Source organism: Gilliamella sp. wkB108 (assembly GCF_001690195.1).
GTDB lineage: Bacteria > Pseudomonadota > Gammaproteobacteria > Enterobacterales > Orbaceae > Gilliamella > Gilliamella apicola_L.
Genome location: NZ_LZGM01000012.1, coordinates 48,954 through 73,343, shown reverse-complemented (window position 1 = coordinate 73,343; position 24,390 = coordinate 48,954). Strand labels below are relative to the sequence as shown.

General features: G+C 36.6%; 20 protein-coding genes and 1 tRNA gene. 9 read left to right on the top strand and 12 right to left on the bottom strand.

Features of this window, described 5'->3' with window-relative positions:
- The first annotated feature begins 309 nt into the window (after window positions 1–309).
- On the top strand, window positions 310–1,356 hold the full coding sequence (locus A9G11_RS01125) for a LacI family DNA-binding transcriptional regulator (RefSeq protein WP_065617698.1): 1,047 nt from the start codon (window positions 310–312) through the stop codon (window positions 1,354–1,356).
- A 100-nt stretch (window positions 1,357–1,456) separates the two neighbouring features.
- Here A9G11_RS01125 and truB read toward each other — a convergent pair whose 3' ends face one another.
- From truB to A9G11_RS01070, 11 genes are all read right to left on the bottom strand, one after another.
- Window positions 1,457–2,362, bottom strand: coding sequence for a tRNA pseudouridine(55) synthase TruB (gene truB, locus A9G11_RS01120; RefSeq protein ID WP_442902958.1), 906 nt, complete (start codon window positions 2,360–2,362; stop codon window positions 1,457–1,459).
- Window positions 2,363–2,432: 70 nt separating this feature from the next.
- Window positions 2,433–2,810 carry a 30S ribosome-binding factor RbfA gene (rbfA, locus tag A9G11_RS01115; RefSeq protein ID WP_065617696.1) on the bottom strand — a complete coding sequence of 126 codons (378 nt, stop codon included), beginning with the start codon at window positions 2,808–2,810 and terminating at the stop codon, window positions 2,433–2,435.
- Between the two features lie 67 nt (window positions 2,811–2,877).
- Window positions 2,878–5,532, bottom strand: coding sequence for a translation initiation factor IF-2 (gene infB, locus A9G11_RS01110; RefSeq protein WP_065617695.1), 2,655 nt, complete (start codon window positions 5,530–5,532; stop codon window positions 2,878–2,880).
- A 17-nt stretch (window positions 5,533–5,549) separates the two neighbouring features.
- On the bottom strand, window positions 5,550–7,025 hold the full coding sequence (gene nusA / locus A9G11_RS01105; RefSeq protein WP_065617694.1) for a transcription termination factor NusA: 1,476 nt from the start codon (window positions 7,023–7,025) through the stop codon (window positions 5,550–5,552).
- Between the two features lie 17 nt (window positions 7,026–7,042).
- Window positions 7,043–7,507, bottom strand: coding sequence for a ribosome maturation factor RimP (gene rimP / locus A9G11_RS01100; RefSeq protein WP_065617707.1), 465 nt, complete (start codon window positions 7,505–7,507; stop codon window positions 7,043–7,045).
- A gap of 190 nt (window positions 7,508–7,697) precedes the next feature.
- Window positions 7,698–7,774 (bottom strand) — tRNA-Met (locus A9G11_RS01095).
- A 223-nt stretch (window positions 7,775–7,997) separates the two neighbouring features.
- On the bottom strand, window positions 7,998–8,804 hold the full coding sequence (gene trpA, locus A9G11_RS01090) for a tryptophan synthase subunit alpha (protein ID WP_065617693.1): 807 nt from the start codon (window positions 8,802–8,804) through the stop codon (window positions 7,998–8,000).
- Window positions 8,801–9,994, bottom strand: coding sequence for a tryptophan synthase subunit beta (trpB, locus tag A9G11_RS01085; RefSeq protein ID WP_065617692.1), 1,194 nt, complete (start codon window positions 9,992–9,994; stop codon window positions 8,801–8,803). The genes trpA and trpB overlap by 4 nt, the downstream gene beginning before the upstream one ends.
- 30 nt (window positions 9,995–10,024) lie before the next feature.
- Complete coding sequence (gene trpCF, locus A9G11_RS01080) at window positions 10,025–11,407, bottom strand: bifunctional indole-3-glycerol-phosphate synthase TrpC/phosphoribosylanthranilate isomerase TrpF (RefSeq protein WP_081298368.1); 1,383 nt, start codon at window positions 11,405–11,407, stop codon at window positions 10,025–10,027.
- Between the two features lie 15 nt (window positions 11,408–11,422).
- The gene (gene trpD / locus A9G11_RS01075; RefSeq protein WP_065617691.1) at window positions 11,423–13,060 is read right to left on the bottom strand and encodes a bifunctional anthranilate synthase glutamate amidotransferase component TrpG/anthranilate phosphoribosyltransferase TrpD; all 1,638 of its coding nucleotides are present in this window, start codon (window positions 13,058–13,060) and stop codon (window positions 11,423–11,425) included.
- The gene (locus A9G11_RS01070; protein WP_065617690.1) at window positions 13,060–14,622 is read right to left on the bottom strand and encodes an anthranilate synthase component 1; all 1,563 of its coding nucleotides are present in this window, start codon (window positions 14,620–14,622) and stop codon (window positions 13,060–13,062) included. Before A9G11_RS01070 ends, trpD begins: the two co-directional genes overlap by 1 nt.
- A gap of 425 nt (window positions 14,623–15,047) precedes the next feature.
- Between A9G11_RS01070 and A9G11_RS01065 the strand changes: the two genes are divergently transcribed.
- Window positions 15,048–15,965: an SPFH domain-containing protein gene (locus A9G11_RS01065; RefSeq protein ID WP_065617689.1), complete on the top strand. Its 918-nt coding sequence runs from the start codon at window positions 15,048–15,050 to the stop codon at window positions 15,963–15,965.
- A 94-nt stretch (window positions 15,966–16,059) separates the two neighbouring features.
- Complete coding sequence (locus tag A9G11_RS01060; protein WP_065617688.1) at window positions 16,060–16,524, top strand: NfeD family protein; 465 nt, start codon at window positions 16,060–16,062, stop codon at window positions 16,522–16,524.
- A gap of 290 nt (window positions 16,525–16,814) precedes the next feature.
- Here A9G11_RS01060 and A9G11_RS01055 read toward each other — a convergent pair whose 3' ends face one another.
- Entirely contained in the window at window positions 16,815–17,561 is a 747-nt protein-coding gene (locus A9G11_RS01055) for an FCD domain-containing protein (RefSeq protein ID WP_065617687.1), read from the bottom strand.
- A gap of 291 nt (window positions 17,562–17,852) precedes the next feature.
- On the opposite strand from A9G11_RS01055, the gene A9G11_RS01050 reads away from it, so the two are divergent.
- The 6 genes from A9G11_RS01050 (at window position 17,853) to A9G11_RS01025 (ending at window position 24,224) form a co-directional block, all read left to right on the top strand.
- The gene (locus A9G11_RS01050; protein ID WP_065617686.1) at window positions 17,853–19,400 is read left to right on the top strand and encodes a gluconokinase; all 1,548 of its coding nucleotides are present in this window, start codon (window positions 17,853–17,855) and stop codon (window positions 19,398–19,400) included.
- Window positions 19,401–19,402: 2 nt separating this feature from the next.
- Entirely contained in the window at window positions 19,403–20,356 is a 954-nt protein-coding gene (locus A9G11_RS01045; protein ID WP_065617685.1) for a phosphoglycerate dehydrogenase, read from the top strand.
- Between the two features lie 23 nt (window positions 20,357–20,379).
- Window positions 20,380–21,384: a zinc-dependent alcohol dehydrogenase gene (locus A9G11_RS01040; protein ID WP_065617684.1), complete on the top strand. Its 1,005-nt coding sequence runs from the start codon at window positions 20,380–20,382 to the stop codon at window positions 21,382–21,384.
- Window positions 21,385–21,397: 13 nt separating this feature from the next.
- Window positions 21,398–22,156 (top strand): 2-dehydro-3-deoxy-D-gluconate 5-dehydrogenase KduD, encoded by a 759-nt coding sequence (kduD, locus tag A9G11_RS01035; RefSeq protein ID WP_065617683.1) that lies wholly within the window; start codon window positions 21,398–21,400, stop codon window positions 22,154–22,156.
- Between the two features lie 71 nt (window positions 22,157–22,227).
- The gene (locus A9G11_RS01030) at window positions 22,228–23,547 is read left to right on the top strand and encodes a gluconate:H+ symporter (RefSeq protein ID WP_065617682.1); all 1,320 of its coding nucleotides are present in this window, start codon (window positions 22,228–22,230) and stop codon (window positions 23,545–23,547) included.
- Window positions 23,548–23,573: 26 nt separating this feature from the next.
- A complete protein-coding gene (locus A9G11_RS01025; protein ID WP_065617681.1) occupies window positions 23,574–24,224 on the top strand; it encodes a bifunctional 4-hydroxy-2-oxoglutarate aldolase/2-dehydro-3-deoxy-phosphogluconate aldolase in 651 nt (216 codons plus the stop codon).
- Window positions 24,225–24,390: the final 166 nt, after the last annotated feature.

Here is a 24,390-nt window from a genome sequence, read left to right as displayed (position 1 = left end):
TAAATCATGTATAAAGGTAAAATTAACATGACAAACTAAATTAAATAAAATCAGAAAGATAATTAACACAAGAAAAAAGAGAGTTTGCTAAATACTTTAGATATTGAACAGAAACAATGAACAACAAAGCAGTATAAGTAAATCGAATTATTGATGACTAATAAGGAAAAAGAGGAACAATGAAATACCATAAAGCTAGACTAAGAATATTTTTGGAAGATAGCTCGAAAATATCACTATAGAGAAATTACAAATTATCTGAATATGGTTAAAGTAAAATACCTGTTTAATTAAGGTATTTTATTGATTATGGCAAAAGCTACACTTTCAACTATTGCTAAACATGCTAATGTATCGATTGCTACTGTGTCTAGGGTATTAAAGAAACCACATTTAACATCACCATTAACCCAGTCTAAAGTCTATCAAACCATTCAAGAATTAAATATAGCGACTTATGATAATGTTGATGCCCGATCTAATACTAATGAGAGTAAAAAGATCTTAATTATTGATAATCAGCTTATTACACATAGTTTAATTAATTATGGATTAGAACAAGTTTTAAAGCTTGCAGAGTATCAATTTTTTTATATTCGTTTTCCTTATTCAGATAATCATGACATTCACCATTTAATTAGCTATTTAACACAAAATCTTTTCGCTGGTATTGTGGTGATTAATGATGCTCCATATTTAAAAACATTGAGTCAATATGCATCAAATATACCACCTATTATTTTGGTAAATCATTTTAGTTTAGATTTTAATTGTGTTTACTTTGATCATCTAACTATTGCACATCAAATAACCAAATATTTTATAGATCATTCACACAATAAGATTGCAATTTTATTAAGCCATTATGATAAGTTGAGTTCAACTCATTTTTTACAAGGTTATCAACAAGCGCTACATAGAGCCGATATCGCCATAGAAACTAACTATATTATTCGAGATTGTTTTACTTATGAGCATGGACGTTTAGCCGTCAAAAATTTACTAAATAGTAATAAGCCGCCGACGGCATTTATTTGTGCTGATAATAGCTGTTTGAATTATACGGATGAAAAATATTTTAGCGAGCAACACTTTCATTCACGTTATCATTCGGTGTTAGGTGCGTTAGATCAAATAAATGAAAGTCAGCAATATTCTGTTTCAACTCTTGCTTTGGCCTATATTAGTCATTCTCAGCAACGTCAATATAATGAGCTTGATAGATTAAATAGAATCAATAAACCATTATATAAAATGGGGCAGCAAGCTGCGATTTTACTTTGTGAGATCCTTAAACTCAGCCATACAACGACTAAACGATATCAGCTTATTGAGGCTGAGCCGATTTTTTATTGATACTCAGCCCTCATCAATCATATTTAGACAATAATCTGATTTTGATAAAATCAAATTAAGATGTTAGCTGTGTACATTTATGGTCAATCTAAGATCTACTTTATATTGTCGTTGATATTAATCTTTTTGGTGATAACTGGTTATGTAGTAAAGTACCTGCGCCGATAAACTGTTCATCCTGATAAATTCTAACTAAGGTTTTAATTTGAATATTTGTATCAAGTTGAATGGTTCTTCCTAATAGAATATCTTTACCTTGTGCTTGGTTAAGTGTGATTTTTAGATAATCTTGTAGTGGACTATCAACGGGCATTAATAAGTGATCGCGTTCTGCATTAGTTTGTAATGCCTCTAATGTGACCATTTTTTCAATAGGGTAATTTGACACTTGTAAACGTCTTAAATAGATTACATGTGCGCCACAACCCAGTAATTCACCTAAGTCGTCAACAATAGTACGAATATAGGTGCCTTTAGAACAGTGTATTTCAAGTGTTAACTCGTTTGTTATTGGATCAAAGGCGATAAATTGATTGGCATAGATAGTAATGGGTCGGGCTGGACGTTCAACAGTGATACCCTGACGTGCATATTCATAAAGCGGTCGTCCTTGATGTTTTAAGGCTGAAAACATGGTTGGTACTTGCAAAATATTACCACGAAAATGTGTTAGCGCTTGATGAATATCTGATTCATTAATATTAACCGATTTGACACTGATAATTTGTCCATCGGCATCTGAAGTATCGGTTCGTTCGCCCAGTTTTGCGATAACCCGATAACGTTTATCAGAATCGAGCAGATATTGCGAAAATTTGGTCGCTTCACCAAAACATATAGGTAACATACCTGTTGCCAGCGGATCTAATGCACCTGTATGCCCTGCTTTTTTAGCATTGAATAGCCATTTAACTTTTTGCAAGGCATCATTTGATGTCATGCCTTGAGGTTTATCTAATAACAAAACGCCGTGAAGGTCACGGCGTATTTTCTTTATGTTCATAATATCTATTTTATACTTAAACGTATAGTTAACCTGAAACTTCTTCACAAAAGTTTAGGTATGACCGGTAATATTAATCTTTATGACGTTCATTATCTTGTTTGATAACATCAGAGACTAAACTTGACATCTGCATACCTTTGACAAGAGATTCATCATAAAAGAATTTAATTTCAGGAATAATTCGTAAGCGCATTGCTTTACCAATTAAGCTTCGAATATACCCAGTTGCATCATTGAGTATAGTTAAACCTTGTTCAACAATCTCAGGATCATCATCATTTAAAAAGGTGACAAACACTTTCGCATATGAAAGATCGCGTGAAATATCTACACCTGAAACTGTCACCATTCCAAGACGCGGATCTTTAATTTCACGTTGTAGGATTATTGCAATCTCTTTTTGTAATTCATGTCCGACTCGAGATGAACGATTAAATGCTTTTGCCATATCTATTTTCCTTAAAAAATGAATAAGCAAGGTTGGAAACCTTGCTTATCACACTTGCTAATTATGACTAAATAGTACGTTTGATTTCGATTGTCTCAAACACTTCAATATTATCGCCAACACGAACATCGTTATAGTTACGCACCCCTATACCGCACTCAAGACCATTACGAACTTCATTAACATCGTCTTTAAAGCGACGTAAAGATTCAAGTTCACCTTCATAAATAACTACATTATCACGAAGAACACGTATTGGGTTATGGCGTTTAACTACACCTTCTGTCACCATACAACCTGCAATTGCGCCAAATTTTGGTGATTTAAATACATCACGTACCTCAGCCAGGCCGATAATCTCTTGCTTGTATTCAGGCGCAAGCATACCACTCATGGCTTGTTTAACTTCATCAATTAAATCATAAATAACTGAGTAATAACGTAAATCCAAGTTTTCTGATTCAATAACTTTACGCGCTGATGCATCTGCACGAACATTAAATCCAAGGATAATCGCATCTGAAGCCGCCGCTAATGAAGCATCGGTTTCAGTAATACCACCGACACCTGAACCAATAATTTTAACTTTAACTTCATCAGTTGACAATTTGAGTAATGAATCACAAATTGCTTCAACTGAACCTTGAACATCTGCTTTTAATACGATATTGAGTTCAGAGATATCACCTTCGGTCATATTAGTAAACATATTTTCAAGTTTTGCTTTTTGCTGACGAGCTAATTTCACATCCCGGAATTTACCTTGACGGTATAGAGCAACTTCACGCGCTTTCTTCTCATCACGAACCACTGTCGCTTCATCACCTGCTGACGGTACGCCAGATAATCCAAGTATTTCAACCGGAATAGAAGGACCCGCTTCAGTCACCTCTTTACCTAATTCATTACGCATAGCTCGAATACGTCCATATTCAAAACCACACAGAACAATATCACCTTTATGCAAAGTTCCTGATTGAACTAATACTGTTGCAACAGAGCCACGACCTTTATCAAGGAAAGATTCAATGACTACACCACTTGCCATACCGGATTCATAAGCGGTTAATTCAAGGACTTCCGCTTGTAATAAAATCGCTTCAAGAAGTTGATCTATCCCTGTGCCTGCTTTAGCTGAAACATGGACAAATTGTGTGTCTCCACCCCAATCTTCTGACATAACACCATATTGTGCCAATTCACCTTTAACTCGTTCAGGATCGGCTTCTGGTTTATCGATTTTATTTACTGCAACAACAATTGGTACATTGGCAGCTTTTGCATGTTGAATAGCTTCTATCGTTTGAGGCATGACCCCATCATCAGCAGCGACAACTAGGACAACAATATCAGTTGCCTTAGCACCACGCGCACGCATTGAGGTAAATGCCGCATGTCCCGGTGTATCTAAGAAAGTTATTTCACCGTTTGGTGTCTTAACATGATAAGCACCGATGTGCTGTGTGATACCACCAGCTTCACCAGAAGCAACTTTTGCTTTACGAATATAGTCAAGTAGAGATGTTTTACCGTGGTCAACGTGACCCATAATGGTAACAACCGGAGCGCGCGAGACTTTTTCTGCCCCAGTATCACGATCGCTCATTAGAGACTCTTCTAGCTCATTTTCACGACGTAATACCACTTTATGCCCCATCTCTTCAGCCACTAACTGTGCAGTTTCCTGATCGATAACCTGATTAATCGTTGCCATTGCGCCCATTTTCATCATGGTTTTGATCACTTCTGAACCTTTTACTGCCATTTTATTAGCAAGTTCAGCTACAGTAATGGTTTCACCAATAACAACATCGCGGTTAACTGCTTGCACAGGCTTAGTAAAACTCTGTTGTAAGGTACTTTTACCTTTCTTTTTGTGTCCACTACGCGTAACGGCACGCGCTTCTTCACGCTCAGCCTTACCTTCAGATAATTTACTACCTTTTTTCTGTTTGGTTTGTTTTCCGCTACGACCACGTCCACGCGCACTTTCAACTTCTCGATCGGTATCATCTTCAGCTGCTCTGGCATATTTAGACGTCGTGACATGATAATCTTCATCATCGTTATGATCATTATCATCTACTTCACTGTATTGCTCGGCAAGCTTACGCGCTTCTTCTGCCATTCGTTTGGCTTCAGCTTCTAATTTGCGACGATTTTCTTCTTCAGCCTTTCGTTTAATTTCATGCGCTTCAGCTTCTAAACGGGCTTTTTCTTCTTGAGCTTTTTTCACTTTTGGATCAATTTGTTGTTCTTGCGCTTGTTTAGCTTTTTCTTCCTGCACACGTTTTTTAGCTTCGGCTTCTTGACGTTTTTTCGCCTCTTCAGCAGCTAACTTTTCCTCTGCTTCTTTACGTGCTTTTAATTCAGCTTCGTGTTTAGCCTTTTGTTCAGCTTCAATACGCGCTTTTTCACTCTCTTTGGCTATTTCAGCAGGATCACGTTTAACAAAAGTTCGTTTTTTACGTACTTCTACTTTAATTTCTTTACTTTTGCCACCACCACTTGATACATTCAAAGTTGAATGTGTTTTGCGTTGTAGTGTTAGTTTTGTTGGGCCTTGCTGAGGATTTAAGTGAGCAAGCAAAGCTTCTTTTTCCTTTTGGCTAACAGTATCAGATGCAGTTTTCTTTATTCCTGCATCAGCAAACTGTTGCAAAAGTGTTTGCACTGGAGTATTTATTTCTTGAGCCAGTGTTTCTATTGATACTTTGGTCATGTATTACTATCCCTCAATTATTCATTTGCAAACCAACAGATATTACGTGCAGCCATAATAAAATCGCCAGCTTGTTTACTTGTTAAACCTTCAATGCCCACTAGATCATCTGTGCCTTGTTCAGCCAAGTCTTCCAAAGTAATAACATCATGTTGAGCTAATTGATACGCTAACTCTTGTGTCATATTTGGTAGATCTAGGAGATCTTGTGCAGGTCTTTTATCACCGCTATGTGCAAGTGCTATAGTTGTTAAAGCATCTTTGGCTCTGTTCCTTAATGCTTCAACAAGATCTTCATCAAGATCTTCAATCTCTAGCAACTCATCAACTGGCACATAAGCTAATTCCTCAAGTGAAGTAAAACCTTCTTCAACTAATAGTTGGGCAAGTCCTTCATCGATATCTAAATGTTTCATTAGATTATTGATTGCTGCAAAGGATTCTGCGTGATGCTTTTCTTGCAAATCTTCAGTACTCATGACATTTAATGTCCAGCCTGTAAGTTGAGAAGCTAAGCGAATATTTTGCCCATTTCGTCCAATTGCTTGTGGCAAGTTTTCAGCATTCACCGCCACATCCATTGTATGTTTATCTTCATCAACCACAATTGAAACAACATCGGCTGGCGCCATGGCATTAATCACATATTGTGCTGGGTTATCATCCCATAAAACAATATCAATACGTTCACCACCAAATTCATTTGATACAGCCTGAACGCGAGCGCCTCGCATACCAACACAAGCACCAACAGGATCAATTCGGCGGTCATTACTACTTACTGCAATTTTAGCACGTGAACCGGGATCGCGTGCTACTCCTTTAATATCGATCATCTCTTCGCCGATTTCTGGTACTTCAATGCGGAATAACTCTTCCATCATTTCAGGATTTGAACGGCTTATATAAAGTTGAGCTGGTTTATTATCCTGCTCTACAAGGTATAAAATACCTCGTACACGATCACCGATTCGGAAGTTTTCACGTGGTAACATATCGTGACGTGACATCATCGCATCAGCATTATTACCTAAATCAAGAATAACGCTATCGCGATTGGTCTTTTTAACAATACCAGTAACAATATCACCAATACGGTTTCTGAACATGTCTATGACCATTGCTCGCTCTGCTTCTCGTACTTTTTGTACGATGACTTGTTTAGCGGTTTGCGTGGTAATACGATCAAATGCAACTGATTCTATTTGTTCTTCAATATAATCTCCAATTTGTTTGGACGGATCTTCGTATTGCGCTGCTTCTAATGTAATTTCTTTGGTTGGCTGGGTTACTTCGTTAACAATCTGCCAACGACGGAATGTGTCATAATCACCGGTTTTATGGTCAATTTTTACCACAACATCAATATCAACTGCATATTTCTTTTTTGTGGCTGTCGCTAATGCGGTTTCTAACGCTTCAAAAATTTTGTCTCTAGTTAGTGCTTTTTCATTTGATACCGCTTCAACAACAGCTAAAATTTCTTTATTCATCCTTTTACACCCGTATTCTATTTATTAAGGTTAAAATTAGGTACTATGTTCGCTTTTTGAATGTTACTAAAAGCAAATACCTCATCATTATTATCTACTGTCAATGTAATCATTTCGTTATCGATAGACTTAATTCGTCCTTTCCATTTACGACGATTTGCAACAGGAATACGTAAACTCACAGTGACTTCTTCACCAATAAAACGTTGATAATGTTCCAGTGTAAACAGTGGTCTATCCATCCCAGGAGAAGATACTTCAAGATTGTATGCATCTTTAATTGGATCTTCGACATCAAGTACGGCACTAATTTGTCGGCTAACATCGGCACAATCATCAACAGTAATACCGTTTTCACTATCAATATAAACACGTAATACAGGGTAACGGCCACGAATATATTCAAGCCCTACTAATTCAAAACCAAGTGCGTTAACTGGCTCTTGGATAATATCAGTTAATTGTTGTTCTATATTAGCCAAACAAACCTCCATAGCAGAAAATAAAAAAGGGCATAAAGCCCAATATTCCTTTTAAACTTACGCTTAAATCCTTACACGCAAAAAAAAACCTCGACAAGCGAGGCTACATTTAAAACTAACTATAATGAAGCCACTTGATCCGAACTTTCATACAATAACAGGAAGATTAATTTATTAATGAAAATTTAAGTGGTTGCGGGGGCTGGATTTGAACCAACGACCTTCGGGTTATGAGCCCGACGAGCTACCAAGCTGCTCCACCCCGCGATAGATGGATGACGAGTATACTGCATTTTGAATAAAATGCAACTGAAAAGAGTACTATTTTGCTATCTATAGCTAAACTTACATTGAAAATTATTACCCTATTTTAAGTAGGGTTTTTAGCCATTTTCTCTTGATTAATTTTAATCTATTAATAAAGTTATATGACTTATTTTATTGGGGATAAATGTAAGAATTTCCGCTGAATAATCAGCGGAATCATCATTTACTTTTTACTGGCAGTTTTCATGATTTTTACAAATTGAGTTAATTCATTCAGCATTTTCTTAGTATCATTGAGGTTTTTTTCGATGATTTTAACTGTTGCTGAACCTGCAATTGCACCTGCCGCACCTGATTCAATCGCTTCTTTTACTTGACTAGGTTCTGATATACCAAATCCTTGAATTGCTGGAGGAGCGCTATATTCTTTAAGTTTGGTAAGTAAATGGGTTAATGGTTTATTAGCACGATTCTCAGTTCCTGTAACGCCGGCACGAGAAACTAAATAAGTATAAGCTTTACCATATTTAGCAATATTTTTAATCACATTATCATCTGCATTTGGCGGACAAATGAAAATCGGCGCAATATTATATTGAGTAGCAGCACCAGTAAATTCTGCTGAATATTCAACTGGGAGATCGGCAATCAATACCGAATCAACACCGGCTTTAGCGCATTTAGCAAAGAAATTAGCGATGCCATTTTTAAAGACTAAATTTGCGTAGATCAACAATCCGATTGGAATATCAGCATTGTTAGCTCTGATTTTAGTTAAAATTTCAAAGCACTTTTCAACCGTGATCCCACTATTAAATGCGCGAAGATTAGCATTTTGGATCGTCGGCCCATCCGCCATAGGATCTGAAAATGGGATACCTAACTCTAACGCATCCGCTCCAGCATCAATCATGGTTTGAATAATTTGCAAAGAGAGTTCTGGATTAGGATCACCAACTGGTACAAAAGGAACAAATGCACCCTCATTTTTTGCTGTTAGTTGATTAAACAGTTGTTGATAACGGTTCATTCTATTTCTCCTCTTGCTTTTAAAATATCATAAACTGTGAATATATCTTTATCACCACGACCAGATAAATTAACAATTAATAACTGCTCTTTATTAGGATCTTCTTTCATCATTTTTAACGCATAGGCTAAAGCGTGAGATGATTCCAGCGCCGGAATAATCCCTTCGTGACGAGATAAGGCTTGAAATGCATCTAGCGCTTCGTCATCAGTTATCGACACATAGTCAGCTCGCCCAATATTATCTAAGTATGCGTGCTGTGGCCCTACTGCGGGGAAATCAAGTCCTGCTGAAATGGAATAAGATTCTTCAATTTGTCCTTCATCAGTTTGCATCATTGGTGTTTTCATTCCAAAATAGATACCTAATTTACCATGTTTAAGTGATGCACCATGTTTTCCGGTCTCTATGCCGTGTCCACCGGGTTCGACACCAATTAATTTTACTGATTTATCATCAATAAAATTAGCAAACATACCAATTGCATTAGAACCACCACCTACACAAGCAATAACGGCATCCGGCAAACGCCCTTCTTTTTCAAGGATCTGTTGTTTGGCTTCGCGACTAATCATTTGCTGAAATTCACGCACAATAGTTGGAAAAGGATGCGGACCGGCAGCCGTGCCTAGCATATAATGCGCTTTTTCATAGCTACCTGACCAATCACGTAAAGCCTCATTACATGCGTCTTTTAAAGTTGCAGAACCACTTTCTACAGGGATCACGGTTGCGCCCATTAATCGCATTCTAAATACGTTTGGTGCTTGACGTTTAACATCTTTAGCCCCCATGTAGATTCGGCATTTTAAACCAAGTAAAGCACATGCTAAGGCAGAGGCTACCCCATGTTGTCCAGCGCCCGTTTCGGCAATAATTTCCGTTTTACCCATGCGTTTGGCTAATAATGCTTGTCCTAATACCTGGTTAGTTTTATGCGCGCCTCCATGTACTAAATCTTCACGCTTTAAATAAAGCTTGGTTTTCGTACCGGCAGTTAAATTTTTGCATAGTGTCAATGCTGTTGGGCGACCCGCATAATTGACTAACAGATCGTTAAACTCTTTTTGAAAGGCAGGATCGTGTATCGCTGATAGAAAAGCTTCCTCTAGTTGATCAAGTACAGGCATTAATATTTGAGGAACATATTGCCCACCAAATTCGCCAAAATACGGGTTTAATTTAGACATAGTAATTACCTTTTAATTTAAATTATTCAATTAAATTTGTGCAAATGCAGCTGCTATTTTTTGTGGATCTTTGATGCCCGGTGACACTTCCACTCCAGAGTTAAGATCAACACCGATAACCCCTGTTGCTAGCGCTACTTTAATATTTTGAGGATTAATTCCTCCTGCTAAAATGACATTTTCAAGATGTTGGTCAGCTAATAATGACCAGTTAAAACTTTTACCGGTGCCACCTGATCCATGATCAAACACATAACGACTAATTAATGGATTATTGTGTTCAGGAATATTGTCAACAACACTTATTGCTTTCCATATTTGACACTTTTCAGGTAATTGATAACGTAAATTCTGTATATACTCTTCACTCTCATTACCATGTAATTGCACTGCATAGAGCGAAAGTTGCTGAGCTATTTGACAGATTTCATCTATACTTTCATCTTTAAATACACCTACCCAGTTAAGTGGTGCAGCAGCCATTATTTTTCTAGCTTTAACCGGCTGAATATAACGTGGAGAATTGGGAACAAAGATCAGTCCTCCATAAACAGCACCCGCTTGATAGGCAGTTACTGCATCTTCAACACGCGTTAAACCACAAACTTTATTTTCACCCAACATGACTTTACGAATAGCTAATGCCAGATTATTTTCTGACATTAAGGCACTACCAATTAAAAAGCCATTAGCACATGCACTCAATTCTTTCACTTGTTGGTGGGTATAAATGCCAGATTCGCTGATAATGATCCGATCATTTGGAATAGTTTTAGATAACGTTTTAACACGATTTAAATCGACAGAGAGATCACGCAAGTTACGATTATTAATCCCTATCACTTTGGCACCAAGTTTGATAGCTCGTTCGACTTCACTGGCGGTACTCGCTTCGGTTAATACTCCCATGTTTAGTTGATGTGCAATATGGCTAAAGCGCTGATACTCTTCATCTGTCACTACCGAGAGCATTAATAATATTGCATCTGCTTGATAATATCGTGCCAGATAAATTTGATATTCATCAATGATAAAATCTTTGCATAATACCGGTTGAGTCACTTTGTTGCGAACAAGCGGTAAAAAATCAAAACTACCTTGAAAGTATTTTTCATCGGTCAATACCGAAATAGCTGAGGCATAATCTTTATAGACTTTTGCAATGCTTACCGGATCAAAATCGTTACGAATCAAGCCTTTTGACGGTGAGGCTTTTTTGCACTCTAAAATAAACACGGTTTTAGGCTTAGCTAAAGCTTGATAAAAATTACGATCACTTACTGTTATTGCTGACTTAAATGTCGTCAATGGCTGTTTGGCTTGGCAGTCAGCTAACCAAATCTGTTTATCTTCTATGATCTTTTTTAAAACTGTTGCCATTTCAACATTTTTTGTTAGAGCTTCAATTGTCATACTGTTTTCTACCCATTATCTTTCTGCTAATTGCAATAATAACTCATAGGCTTTACCACTTCGCATCATCGCAATTGCCCGTTTAGCATTTTGTTTTAAATCTGATTCACCAAACAGGCTCATTAACATAGCAACATTAGCTGCAATAGCTGATTCATGCGCTAATTTGCCATGCCCTTGTAAAATAGCGATTAACATATCACGATTCATCTCTGGTGTTCCGCCTTCAATATCTTTTAAGGCGAAGGTTTGTAATCCAAAGTCTTCTGGCATAACACTAAAGTAACGAATTTCACCATTTTTGACTTCGGCAACTTGAGTTTCACCATGAATGGCCACTTCATCCATTCCTGCGCCGTGTACCACATAAGCATGCGTATAATTGAGCATTTTTAGTGTTTCAGCAATCGGTTTAATTAAATCTGGATGATACACGCCTAATAAAATGCGTTTTGGTCGGGACGGATTTATTAAAGGACCAAGAACATTAAAAATAGTTCGGGTTTTTAGTTGTTGGCGAATTGGTGCTGCATGACGGAATCCTGAATGATATTGTTGAGCAAACAAGAAACAAACGCCTAATTCATCTAATGCCTTGCGTGAAGCTTCTGCCGGCATATTGAGTTTAATTCCCAGTGCAGAAAGGACATCGGATGAACCTGATTTACTTGATACACCACGATTACCATGTTTTGCTACTTTATAACCCAATGCTGCTGCCACAAAGGCACTGGCTGTTGAGATATTTATGCTATTCGTTCCGTCACCCCCAGTACCAACAATATCGGTATAATCATAATCTGGAATTTCAAATGGATCTGCATTATCGAGTAAAGCTAATGCCGCTCCCGCAATTTCATCTGGTTTTTCACCTCGAACCTTCATACTGATAATTGCGGTTGCTAAAATGGTCGGTGCTATCTTGCCTTGAATAATCAAATTGAATAATATTTTGCTTTCTTCTTGGCTTAATACTGTACCAAGATACAATTTATTTAAAATAGGCTGAATATTATACTCTTGTTTATCAACAATCGCCTCTTGTTGTGGTTCATGTTTTGTTTGTTTCTCTGGAGGATTTAGCGCCCATGCAATGGTTTGTTCTAATAATTTAACCCCTTGTATAGTCAATATCGATTCAGGATGAAATTGAAATCCACAAATCCGATCTTCATCATTTCGTACTGCCATAACGATATTATTACAAATGGCATTAACGGTAAGTGTTTTAGGAATATTTTCACCTTTTAATGAGTGATAGCGGGCAACGGGCAACGGGTTAGGTAAACCTTGAAACATGGCTTGCCCGTCATGTTCTATCAATGAAGCTTTACCATGTAAAATATCACCAGCGGGGACAATAGTTCCACCATAAGACTCAACAATAGCTTGATGCCCTAAGCAAATACCGATTATAGGTAATTTACCTTTTAATCTCTTAAGTAGTTCAGGCATACATCCTGCGCCACTTGGAGCGCCGGGTCCCGGTGATAAGAAAAGAATAGGATTTTGCATCTGTGATAATTTTTCAATAATCATATCAGCAGGAATCGTATTACGATAAACAGTCACATGATGTTTGCTACTCCGTAATTGATCGACTAAGTTATAAGTAAACGAATCAATATTATCTATAAATAAAATATTAGCCATTAGAATACACCTTCTACATTATGTGCTGCCATAATTGCGCGCACGACTGCTCGCGCTTTATTACGTGATTCATCCGATTCAGATTGAGGATCTGAATCCAATACAACGCCCCCTCCTGCTTGTACTGTTGCTATACCGTCTTCTACATAGGCGGAACGAATTACAATACAAGTATCAAGATCGCCATTGGCAGTAAAGTAACCTACCGCACCACCATAACTACCTCGTTTACACTTCTCAGACTCAGCAATTAATTGCATAGCCCGAACTTTTGGCGCACCAGTTAAAGTCCCCATATTCATGGTTGCTTGATAAGCATGAAGTGCATCTAAATCTTCACGAAGTTGACCGACAACGCGTGAAACTAAGTGCATCACAAAAGAGTAGCGGTCTACTTTTAATAACTCTTTGGTATAACGAGAGCCGGGTTGACAAATACGCGCCAAGTCGTTGCGAGCCAAGTCAACTAACATTAAATGTTCAGCTAACTCTTTTTTATCAGTACGCATTTCCAGTTCTAAGCGACTATCTAAATCAAAATCAATTGCTCCATTTGCCGAGAGTCCCCGCGGTCGTGTACCAGCAATAGGATAAATCTCAACTTGATTGGTTGCCTTGGTGTATTTAAGTGCGCTTTCCGGTGAAGCACCAAACAGAACAAAATCTTTATCTTGCATATAGAACATGTAAGGGCTTGGATTATTGGTTTTGAGTACTTGATAAGCTGATAATGGTTCAGGACATGGAAGAGAAAACCGCCGAGAAGGTACCGCCTGAAAAATTTCACCCTGTTGAATTGCATCTTGCATCTTTTTAACGATAGTATTGAAATCATCATCACTTTTATTACAGTTTACTTGGATATTTGAAAGCAATTGTTTATTAATTGGTTTTATCGGCTGACTCAAAATAGTTTGTAATTCATCCAATCTTTGCGTTAAACGCGCAATTTCATCTGGATCAGAATCAAATGCCGTAGCTTTTAAAATAGAGACATGATTTTTGTGATTAATTTCTAATAGCGTTTCCGCTAAATAAAAACAGTAATCTTGACAACGTTGATTGGTTGGTAAAACCGGTAAATGTTCAAAACCAGCGGCTAAATCATAGCTAAATAATCCACCAACAAACAATGCATCTTGACTATAGTGTTCCGGAATATTAACAATGTTTAATAAAGTCCTTAATGCATCAAAAACAGAAACTGACTTCAACCGTGAATCTTCATCTTGCATATTGTTAATAAGCGGAAATACTAATTTGAGCTGATCATCATCAATGTGTAGGTTCAACACTTTATCAGTAAAGGCTTCTTGCAATAATGGTAATAGCTTTTGACCATTGGTTGTTAATGCGTCTATTGTAACTTCCGTATTGATTGCTGTAATACGTAATGCACTATCAACAATCATCACACTTTTGATCCCTTGTTTATTATCAATTTCAGCTGATTCAAGCAGAAGTGTCGCAGGTCTACTATCGCATAATTGATAAAAAACCTGAGTCGGATCTTGATAATAACCGATAGATTTGGTTATCTGTGTTAACGTTGGCTTATTCATTGTTGACTCTCTATTTTTAAATTTTTATATAATTTGTTGCTATTATTTATCCTGATACTAAAAAACCCGCTTAAAGCGGGTTTCGTGAGACCAAGACAATACATCATCACTTCACCCGCAAATCGTAATGCGCCACCAACCTAAAATAGCTGTTAATAATAAGTGATTGAATGAGTATTGTTGTTGCATAATTTTTAAACTGTAAGATTATTTTTGTACTATTAAACTAGTTCATTGATGCTTTGTCAAGTGATTAATATTTTTACAATCATAATTTTTATATTTCTGTGTCACTTTTATCAATAACCTTTTGTCATTAATTGTTTTTTTTGAAAAAAATTCTATTAATACTAGAAAATTGATGCAAGACCACATAGAATGATCATCACCAATAAACAATATATATTTATAAGAGATTTTCATTTATGCCTGGATTTATTATCGTCGGTATTATCGTTTTGCTTGCTCTTGCGATAGTATTTAAAGCAATCACCATTGTCCCTCAAGGTTTCCAATATACCATTGAGCGTTTTGGGAAATATACACACACACTTGAACCCGGATTGAATATTATTATTCCTTTTATGGATGGTGTTGGTCGTAAAATAAATATGATGGAACAAGTTCTTGATATCCCGTCCCAAGAAGTCATTTCCAAAGATAATGCTAATGTACAAATTGATGCTGTCTGTTTTATTCAAGTGCAAGAAGCTGCCAGAGCCGCTTACCAAGTCAATCAATTAGAACGTGCAGTTATCAATCTAATGATGACTAATATTCGTACTGTGTTAGGTAGTATGGAGCTTGATGAAATGTTATCGCAACGTGATCATATCAATTCTAAATTACTTAGTATTGTTGATGATGCAACTAGCCCTTGGGGAATTAAGATCACCCGTATTGAAATTAGGGATGTGCGACCACCTGCTGAACTGATTGCTGCCATGAATGCGCAAATGAAAGCCGAACGTAATAAACGTGCGGAAATTTTAGAGGCCGAAGGTGTTCGTCAAGCAGCAATTTTACGTTCTGAAGGTGAAAAACAGTCTGAAATTTTAAAAGCTGAAGGTGAACGTCAAGCGGCTTTCTTACAAGCTGAAGCGCGTGAAAGAGCTGCAGAAGCGGAAGCAAAAGCAACTCAAATGGTTTCTGAAGCCATTGCTGCAGGAAACATCAATGCAATTAACTATTTCGTGGCGCAAAAATATACTGATGCCTTACAACAAATTGGTTCAGCAGATAATAGTAAAGTCATTATGATGCCTCTTGATGCTGCTAACCTAATGGGTAGTATCGGCGGTATTGCGGAATTACTCAAAGATGCTAAATCAAGTATCAAATAGTTTTATATTGAAACATATGCTTCTCCTGAAACATCTTTACAAAAAATCGAGAAGCATTATCTCAATACTTAACAAGTTGAAAAGGTAATAAATAATGACTGATTTTCTATCTGCCATTTACTCTTCACCACACTGGGTATTTATTGCATTAGGTGGATTATTGTTAATTGCAGAGGTATTAGGTACTGCCGGTTACGGTTTATGGAGTGGTATAGCAGCTATTATTGTTGGTTTAATCGCATGGCTTTTACCTTTATCATGGTCTAGTTTATGGATCTTGTTTGCAATTTTCACTTTGATTTCAGCTTATCTTTGGTGGTTATGGCAAAAAAGAAGTGATCAACGTAAATCAAAAAAAGAAGCGATTAATCAACCACAAAAGGATTTAATTGGTGTTAGAACTATTGTGACAGAAGCTATTACCAATGGTTCTGGGCGAGTTAAAATAAAAGATGGTAGCTGGTTTGCAACCTGTGATGTAGATTTAGCTAAAGGAACACCTGTTGAAGTGATTGCGATAGATGATCTTGTTTTAACGGTAAAAGCGTTAAGTAATTAATATCGTATCTTTAGTTAATTTTGGCTTACCGTTATTTAAGTGCTGAATTCAAGAGTAACAGCACCCCCATAATTAATGCGGTTATGAATATAAATGCAAAATAACTTCGCTCTCCACCACATGGTGAGAGAAATCAAAGTTATTTTGCATATTAAAATCAAACATTTATGCCATTACTTTACTACAAGCAACTCTTCTAATTTATACATGAGAAATATTCACAAGATTAAGTAAATATCTGATAGATAATTCATTGATTATTTAAATAAATTCAAATAATCAATCATCAATTAACGCTCATCGATTTCTAAATTAATTGAATCGAAAAAGTAACGGTCAAACTCTGGTTTAGACTCGCTTTCTAATTGTTTAGAAACGCGATTTTTTATATTTTCAATGTGTTGCCACATACTTTGCCTTGCACCAGCAGCATCTTTTTTTTGTAAAGCCATAAAAATAGCTTTATGTTCATTATAACCTTTTTGACTATAATCCAATTGGTCAGATTCTTGAGTAAGTGATTGCCAAAATGGATCACGATTTCGAACATCCCAAATATATTTTACTAGCTCTACCAATAAATTATTTTGGCTTGCTCCTGCAATAATAATATGAAATTCATGATCCAACTCATTATTCGGTGCAGAGTTTAGTAAAGCTCTCTCTTTTTCTAAAATTACATAGAGTTTTTCCAGATCATTTTTTACAATATTTTTGGCCGCTAAAGCCGCAATATTACTTTCAATTAGTTGTCTTGCTTGTAATAATTCAAAAGGCCCTACTCGTCCACTATTAATGAAACTTTCTGATTCATCTGTAGTTTTAAGCACATATATACCAGAGCTTTTTTTAATTTCAATGAATCCATAAATCTCCAAAAAAATTAGCGCCTCTCTGATGACAGTGCGGCCAACTTTAAATTTTTCAGCAAGTTGCCGTTCAGTCGGTAGTTTTTCACCAACTTTATATACACCTTCAAATAATTGTTGTTTTAATTGAGAAGCTATTTCTTTATATAATCGCTCACCATTTAACATAAATTCATATCCCTTACCAGAAATAATATTCACGTAATAAATAACCGCATAATTATACTCTATATATTTTCATTATTTTAAAAATAATACGACTATTTATCCTTCCTGTTGGTACTACCAATTATTTTAACCCCATAAAAATATAAAATAAATAAACCATATAAAACAATAAGATATAAAGAAATCAACTTTTTTTTCAATATATGTGATCTAGATTGCATTTTTTATAACTGAAAATTGGTAGCATCAATTTAAATTTTGGAGTGTCAATATTTAAAATAGGTAATACCAATGACAAGTGAAAATATTATCATCGGAGTTGATATCGGTACAACAGGAGTAAGAGCAGTTGCTTATAAAGCGAAACAACCTATAGCTTATGCAATGGCAACAACCGAATATCCATTATTAACAGATTTAACAGGCAAAGCTGAGCAAGATGCCAATACTATCTTAGCTTCAACCATGGAGATGATTAAAAAAGTAATTGAACAAGTTGGCGATGAAAAAAGTTACATTAAAGCTATCTCACTAAGTACTGTGTTACACAGCTTTTTGGCAATCGGAGAAGACAATACACCTTTATCTAATCTGATGACTTGGGGTGATACACAAAGTCAAATCTATTATGAAGAATTTAACGATCAACTCGATACCGAAAAATTATATCACCGAACTGGTTGCCCGTTACATCCAATGTATTTCCCTCTCAAAATGTATTGGTTTAAAAAACAAAAAGCAGATGTTTTTAATAAGACCAAATGGTTTGGCAGTATCAAAGATTTTGTGTTTCATCATTTAACCAACATCCGAATCGTCGATCGCTCAATTGCTAGTGGTAGCGGTTTTTATAATTTCAAAACACTGGATTGGGATGCCGAACTATTAAATTTTATAGGCATTAATAAAAATCAACTCGTCGATGTCGTGCCAACAACTCATCATGAAATGTTAACTGACAGCATACGCGAATATTTAGATCTTCCTCATTGCGTCCCTGTGATCATTGGTGCAGGTGACGGTATGTTAGCTAATATCGGGGTCGGAACGGTAAAACCCGGTCAAATTAATATCACAATTGGTACCAGCGGTGCTATCCGCATGATAGCCAATGAACCTAAAACGGATATAAAAAGAAGAACATGGAGTTATAACGTCACTGATGAACGATGGATGTTAGGTGGTGCTATCAATAATGGCGGCATTTCCTTCCGTTGGGCGCGAGATAAATTTGCTGAAAGTGAACAACGCGTAGCACAAAAATTAGGATTAGATCCCTATACTTTACTGAGTCACTATGCCAATAAAGTGCCAGCCGGTTCTGACGGATTAATTATTCTGCCATTTTTTACCGGCGAACGCGCTCCTTACTGGAATGCCGATGCAAGAGGAACGATTTTCGGTCTTACTCTCAATCACGATAAGCGACATATCATTCGAGCAACGCTAGAAGGCGTCTGTTATCGAATGAAAAGTGTTTTAGATTCATTAGAAGAAGTCACGGGTAAAGCAAATGAAATTCGTGTCAGTGGTAGCTTTACTCACTCTCCGGTCTGGTTACAAATTTTGTCTGATGTATTAGGCCGAAACATTCACGTACCCGATGTTGATGAAGGCGCGGCGTATGGTGCAGCAATTCTAGGATTTTATGTTATTGGCGATTTAAATTCCCTCGATGAAGTCAGTGATCTTATCAATATTAAACAAATATACAAACCCGATATAGCTAACACAGAGACATACACACAACTCTATGAGATCTACATGCAAATCTATTGGAATTTACAAAAATCATTTACGGATATCTCAAATTTTCAAAGAAAAATAAATAAGGATTAAAAATGGCAACAGTTCTTACTACCTCACGAGCCTTTGCTACGTGTTATAAGGCTCAAGAAGTACTTAAAAATGCAGGATTGGATATCAACATCATTACACCAAGTAAACCACTACAATCTGATGAATTAGTAAAACTGGTAAATAATGTTGATGCAATTATTGCTGGTCTTGATTTTATCGATGATAAGGTGATTAAAGCGGCTAGCCCTATGTTAAAGATAATTGCTCGCAATGGCGTTGGTTACGATCGCGTCGACCTAAAATCAGCTTCTGAAAATAATGTCTATGTCACCATAACTCCCGGTACCAACAGTATTTCTGTCTGCGAATTAGCATTTTCACTAATGACTGGATTAAGCAGAAAAGTTCATTTAATGGATAGCTATGTAAGGGAAGGTTCATGGAAACGCGAACCAGGTATTGAATTATTTGGCAAAACAATCGGTATTTTAGGTACGGGAGCAATAGGAAAAAATTTAGCACTGCGTTGTCTTGCTTTCGGTATGAATGTTATTGCCTATGATCTCTATCCTGATAAAGAACTTATTGAAAAATATCATGTTAAATATGTTAACGACCCTCAAGAAATCTATCAGGTTGCCGATTTTATTTCATTGCATTTACCTGCGGTTAAACAGACCCACCACATGATCAATAAACAAAGCATTGACCTTATGAAAAAAGACGTTTTCATCATTAATACGTCAAGAGGAGAACTGATTGATGATGATGCACTTTATGAAGCACTGGTTACAAATCGTATTAAAGGTGCTGGTTTAGATGTGTTCACTATGGAACCATTTACCGATCAACGTTTTTTCAAATTAAACAATGTCATTTTAACCCCTCACTCTGGCGCTTTCACTCAAGAAGCTACAGAAAAAACACTGATTATGGCAGCCAAAGAAGTTGTGCGTGTCTTATCAGGTGAAAAACCCTTACACCCCGTAAATTAACTATCAAAGATCAAGGAGTAATTATGAAAGCGATTGTTTATGAAGGAGCCAAAAGCATTACGTTAAAAGACGTACCTGTTCCCACTATTAAACCTAATGAAGTACTAATCAAAGTACATTATGCAGGTATTTGTGGTTCTGATTTAAATATTTATGTTGGCGTACACCCAAGAGCGAAAGCGCCATTAGTTCCCGGACATGAATTTTCTGGGGTAATTGTTGAAGGTAATGGTCATTTCGAAAAAGGAACACCTGTTACCGTTCGACCATTAATTTCATGTCACCATTGTGAGCCTTGCGAAACTGGTAATACCCATGTTTGTAATACCTTAAAACTATACGGTATTGATACTGACGGAGGAATGGCGGAGTTTGTTAAAGTACCTGCGGATGTTGTTCATACTATTCCTGAAGGTATAGATATGAAAATTGGTGCATTTATTGAGCCGCTTGCTGTAGGTGTTCACGCTGTGTCTCGTTCCCCTTTAAAAGTTGGAGACACGGTTGTTATCTTTGGTGCAGGGACAATAGGTTTATCAGTAGCTAGCGTTGCATTAGCAGGCGGTGCTAAAAGAATCATTATCGTAGAAACCAATAAATACAGGCTATCACTAGCGAAAGAACTTGGTTTTATCACCATTAATCCTACAGAAAAAAATGTGCTTGAAGCCATTAAAGAAATCACCCAAAAAGACAGTGTTGATGTTGTATTTGACTGTGCCGCTCACCCGACTGTTGCAGAAATACTTACCAAAGTTGTTAAGGTTCAAGGCACTATCGTCATCGTCGGTTCATATAAAAAACCAACCGAAGTTGCGTTGTTAGATATCGAATTTAAAGAACTCAATATAGTCGGTACGCGCGTTTATGTTAAACGAGATTTCGATACTGCCAGTAGTTTGATTAAAAAAGGATTTCCATATGAAAAATTAATTACTGTTTATCCACCTGAAAAGGCTAAGGAAGGATTTGAACAATGCCTAAATGGTGGTGATGTAATTAAAGTGATGTATCAATTTTCGGAGTAATAGGAGTTATAAAATGAAAAAAAATGTATTTGATTTATCAGGAAAAAATGCGGTTGTTACTGGTGCTTCTCGTGGACTTGGAAAGTCTTTTGCAGAGAGTTTAGCAAATGCAGGTGCTAACATTATTATTATTGATACCATTCATAACCCAGAGACAGAACAGGCTATTCGTAGTTATGGTGTAAGTTGTGAAACGTATCAATTTGATTTAGCTAACTTTGATCAGTATAGCGACTTAGTTGAAAAAATTATCACTAAATATCAACATATCGATATTTTAGTTAATAATGCCGGTATTCAACGTCGACACCCTTCAGTTGATTTTCCTAAAGCTGATTGGGATTTAGTACTTAATATAAATCTCAATGCGGTATTTTTTATGTGTCAGGCTTTTGGACGACATATGCTCGAAAGAGGTTATGGAAAAATCATCAATATAGCATCACTTCTCGCTTTTCAAGGTGGTTTTACTATTCCTGCTTATACAGCCGCTAAATCTGCGGTATCTGGTTTTTCAAAATCATTATCCAATGAATGGGCATCTAAAGGCGTAAACATTAATTGTATCGCACCAGGATACATTGCTACCGAAATGAATACTGCATTAATGAATGATGAAACACGTAATCGCCAAATTTTAGAACGTATTCCTGCCGGAAGATGGGGTAACCCAGAAGATCTTGGTGGCGCAGCAGTTTTCCTCGCATCCCCCGCATCGGATTATATCAACGGATTTACCATTGCTGTAGATGGTGGTTGGTTAGGTAGATAAAAACCGAGATACAAAAATACACTACATGGAGATGTAGTGTTTTACTACCCCTTTAAAATAGGAGATATCATATGCCTTTAGTCTATGTTGCAATAGGTGTAGCCCTTTTATTAGTTTTAATGTTACGTCTAAAAATCCATTGTTTTATTGCATTAATTTTGGTTGCTTTATTTGTCGGTTTAGTTCAAGGAATGTCTATTTTAGGTGTTCTAGATTCTATAAAACATGGGGTTGGAGGAACATTAAGTAACCTTGCTTTAATCATGGGATTTGGCGCCATGTTAGGCAAATTGTTAGGTGACAGCGGTGGGGCGCAACGTATTGCAACCACCCTAGTGAACAAATTTGGAGAAAAAAATATCCAATTTGCAGTTGCCATAACAGGCTTTATTGTTGGATTTGCGTTATTTTTCGAAGTCGGTATTATTCTACTGATGCCGTTAGTTATTACCCTTGCATTAACCTTAAGAATATCACTTTTATATGTTGGTATCCCAATGGCGGCAGCAATTTCGGTCACTCACTGCTTTTTACCACCTCATCCTGGCCCAACGGCGATTGCTAACATTTTCAATGCGGATATGGGTAAAACCTTAATTTATGGTGCAATCATATCAATTCCTACTATCATCATTTCAGGCCCTTTATTTGCTCGCTTACCTTATATCAGAAGAATGAATCCAGAAATTCATATGGGATTTGCTAATCGGGAATTTAAAGAAGAAGAAATGCCGGGCTTTTCAATCAGTGTATTTACTGCACTAATTCCAGTTATCTTAATGGCATTAAGAGCTATATTCGAAATGTTTATGGATAAGAGCAATCCGGTATTACCTTATGCTGAATTTTTTGGCGATCCTGTCATTGCAACACTTATTGCCGCAATTGTCGCATTATATACATTTGGATTCGGACGTGGCAAAACAGTTGAAGAGATCACAACTAGTATCGAAAGTTCGGCAAAATTAATTGCCATGATGTTATTAATCATTGGCGCAGGCGGCGCATTTAAACAAGTACTTATAGACAGTGGTGTTAAAGATTATATTGCAAGTCATATGCACTCGTTTTCATTCTCTCCAATATTATTAGCTTGGTTAATAGCTGTCATTTTAAGACTTGCGTTAGGCTCTGCAACGGTTACCGCGCTAACTACTGGTGGTATTGTATTCCCATTAATCGAAGCGACCGGCGTTAGTCCTGAATTAATGGTATTAGCCGTAGGTTCAGGTAGTGTGTTCTTCTCTCACGTAAATGATCCGGGATTTTGGATGATTAAAGAGTATTTTAATTTGTCAGTTGTTGAGACCTTGAAATCTTGGTCTATATTAGAAACAGTGATATCTGTTTGTGGATTAATTGGTTGTCTATTAATTAATATTGTTATTTAACCATTTAACTGAGGAATAAATCAAATATGAAAAATTGGAAAAGATCTGCACAAGATGTTTTATCATTAAGTCCGGTTATTCCTGTTATTGTTATACAGAAATTAGAAGATGCCGTACCATTAGCAAAGGCTTTAGTTGCGGGGGGCATTAACGTTCTTGAGGTAACTTTACGTACGGCTTGTGGTCTAGATGCTATCAAGAAGATAATGCAAGAAGTCCCGCAAGCTATTGTTGGTGCAGGCACAGTAACTTCCGTTGAACAATTTGAGCAAGTGACAAAAGCTGGTGTTGAATTTATTATTACACCCGGTTTAACACCCAAATTATTAACTGCTGCAACTCAAGGAAGTGTACCTGTGATCCCTGGCATTGCTACGATAGGAGAACTAATGACCGCTAAAGAAGCAGGATTAAACACATTTAAGTTTTTTCCCGCAGAAATTAATGGTGGCATTCCGGCACTTAAAGCATTTGCAGGACCAATACCTGATGCAAAATTTTGTCCTACAGGAGGGATCAATTTTAAAAACTACCGAGAATATTTAGCACTTAAAAATGTGTTATGTGTTGGTGGTTCTTGGTTTGTACCGCCTGAGCTAATTGAACAAAAAGATTTTAATAAGATCACCGAAATGGCAAAACAAGTCATGGAATTCGATCCTAAAATCAAAAACTAGTATCAATAAATGGTGGTGGTATGTTATCACCACTAATGGACATTATCGTTATTATGGTATGTTTCCATTTTCAATCGATAAATTAACTTAAATATAAAAAAATACCCAACAATAAATCAATATTGTTGGGTATTAAAAAAGTTAGCTTAAACATCTTATAACATAG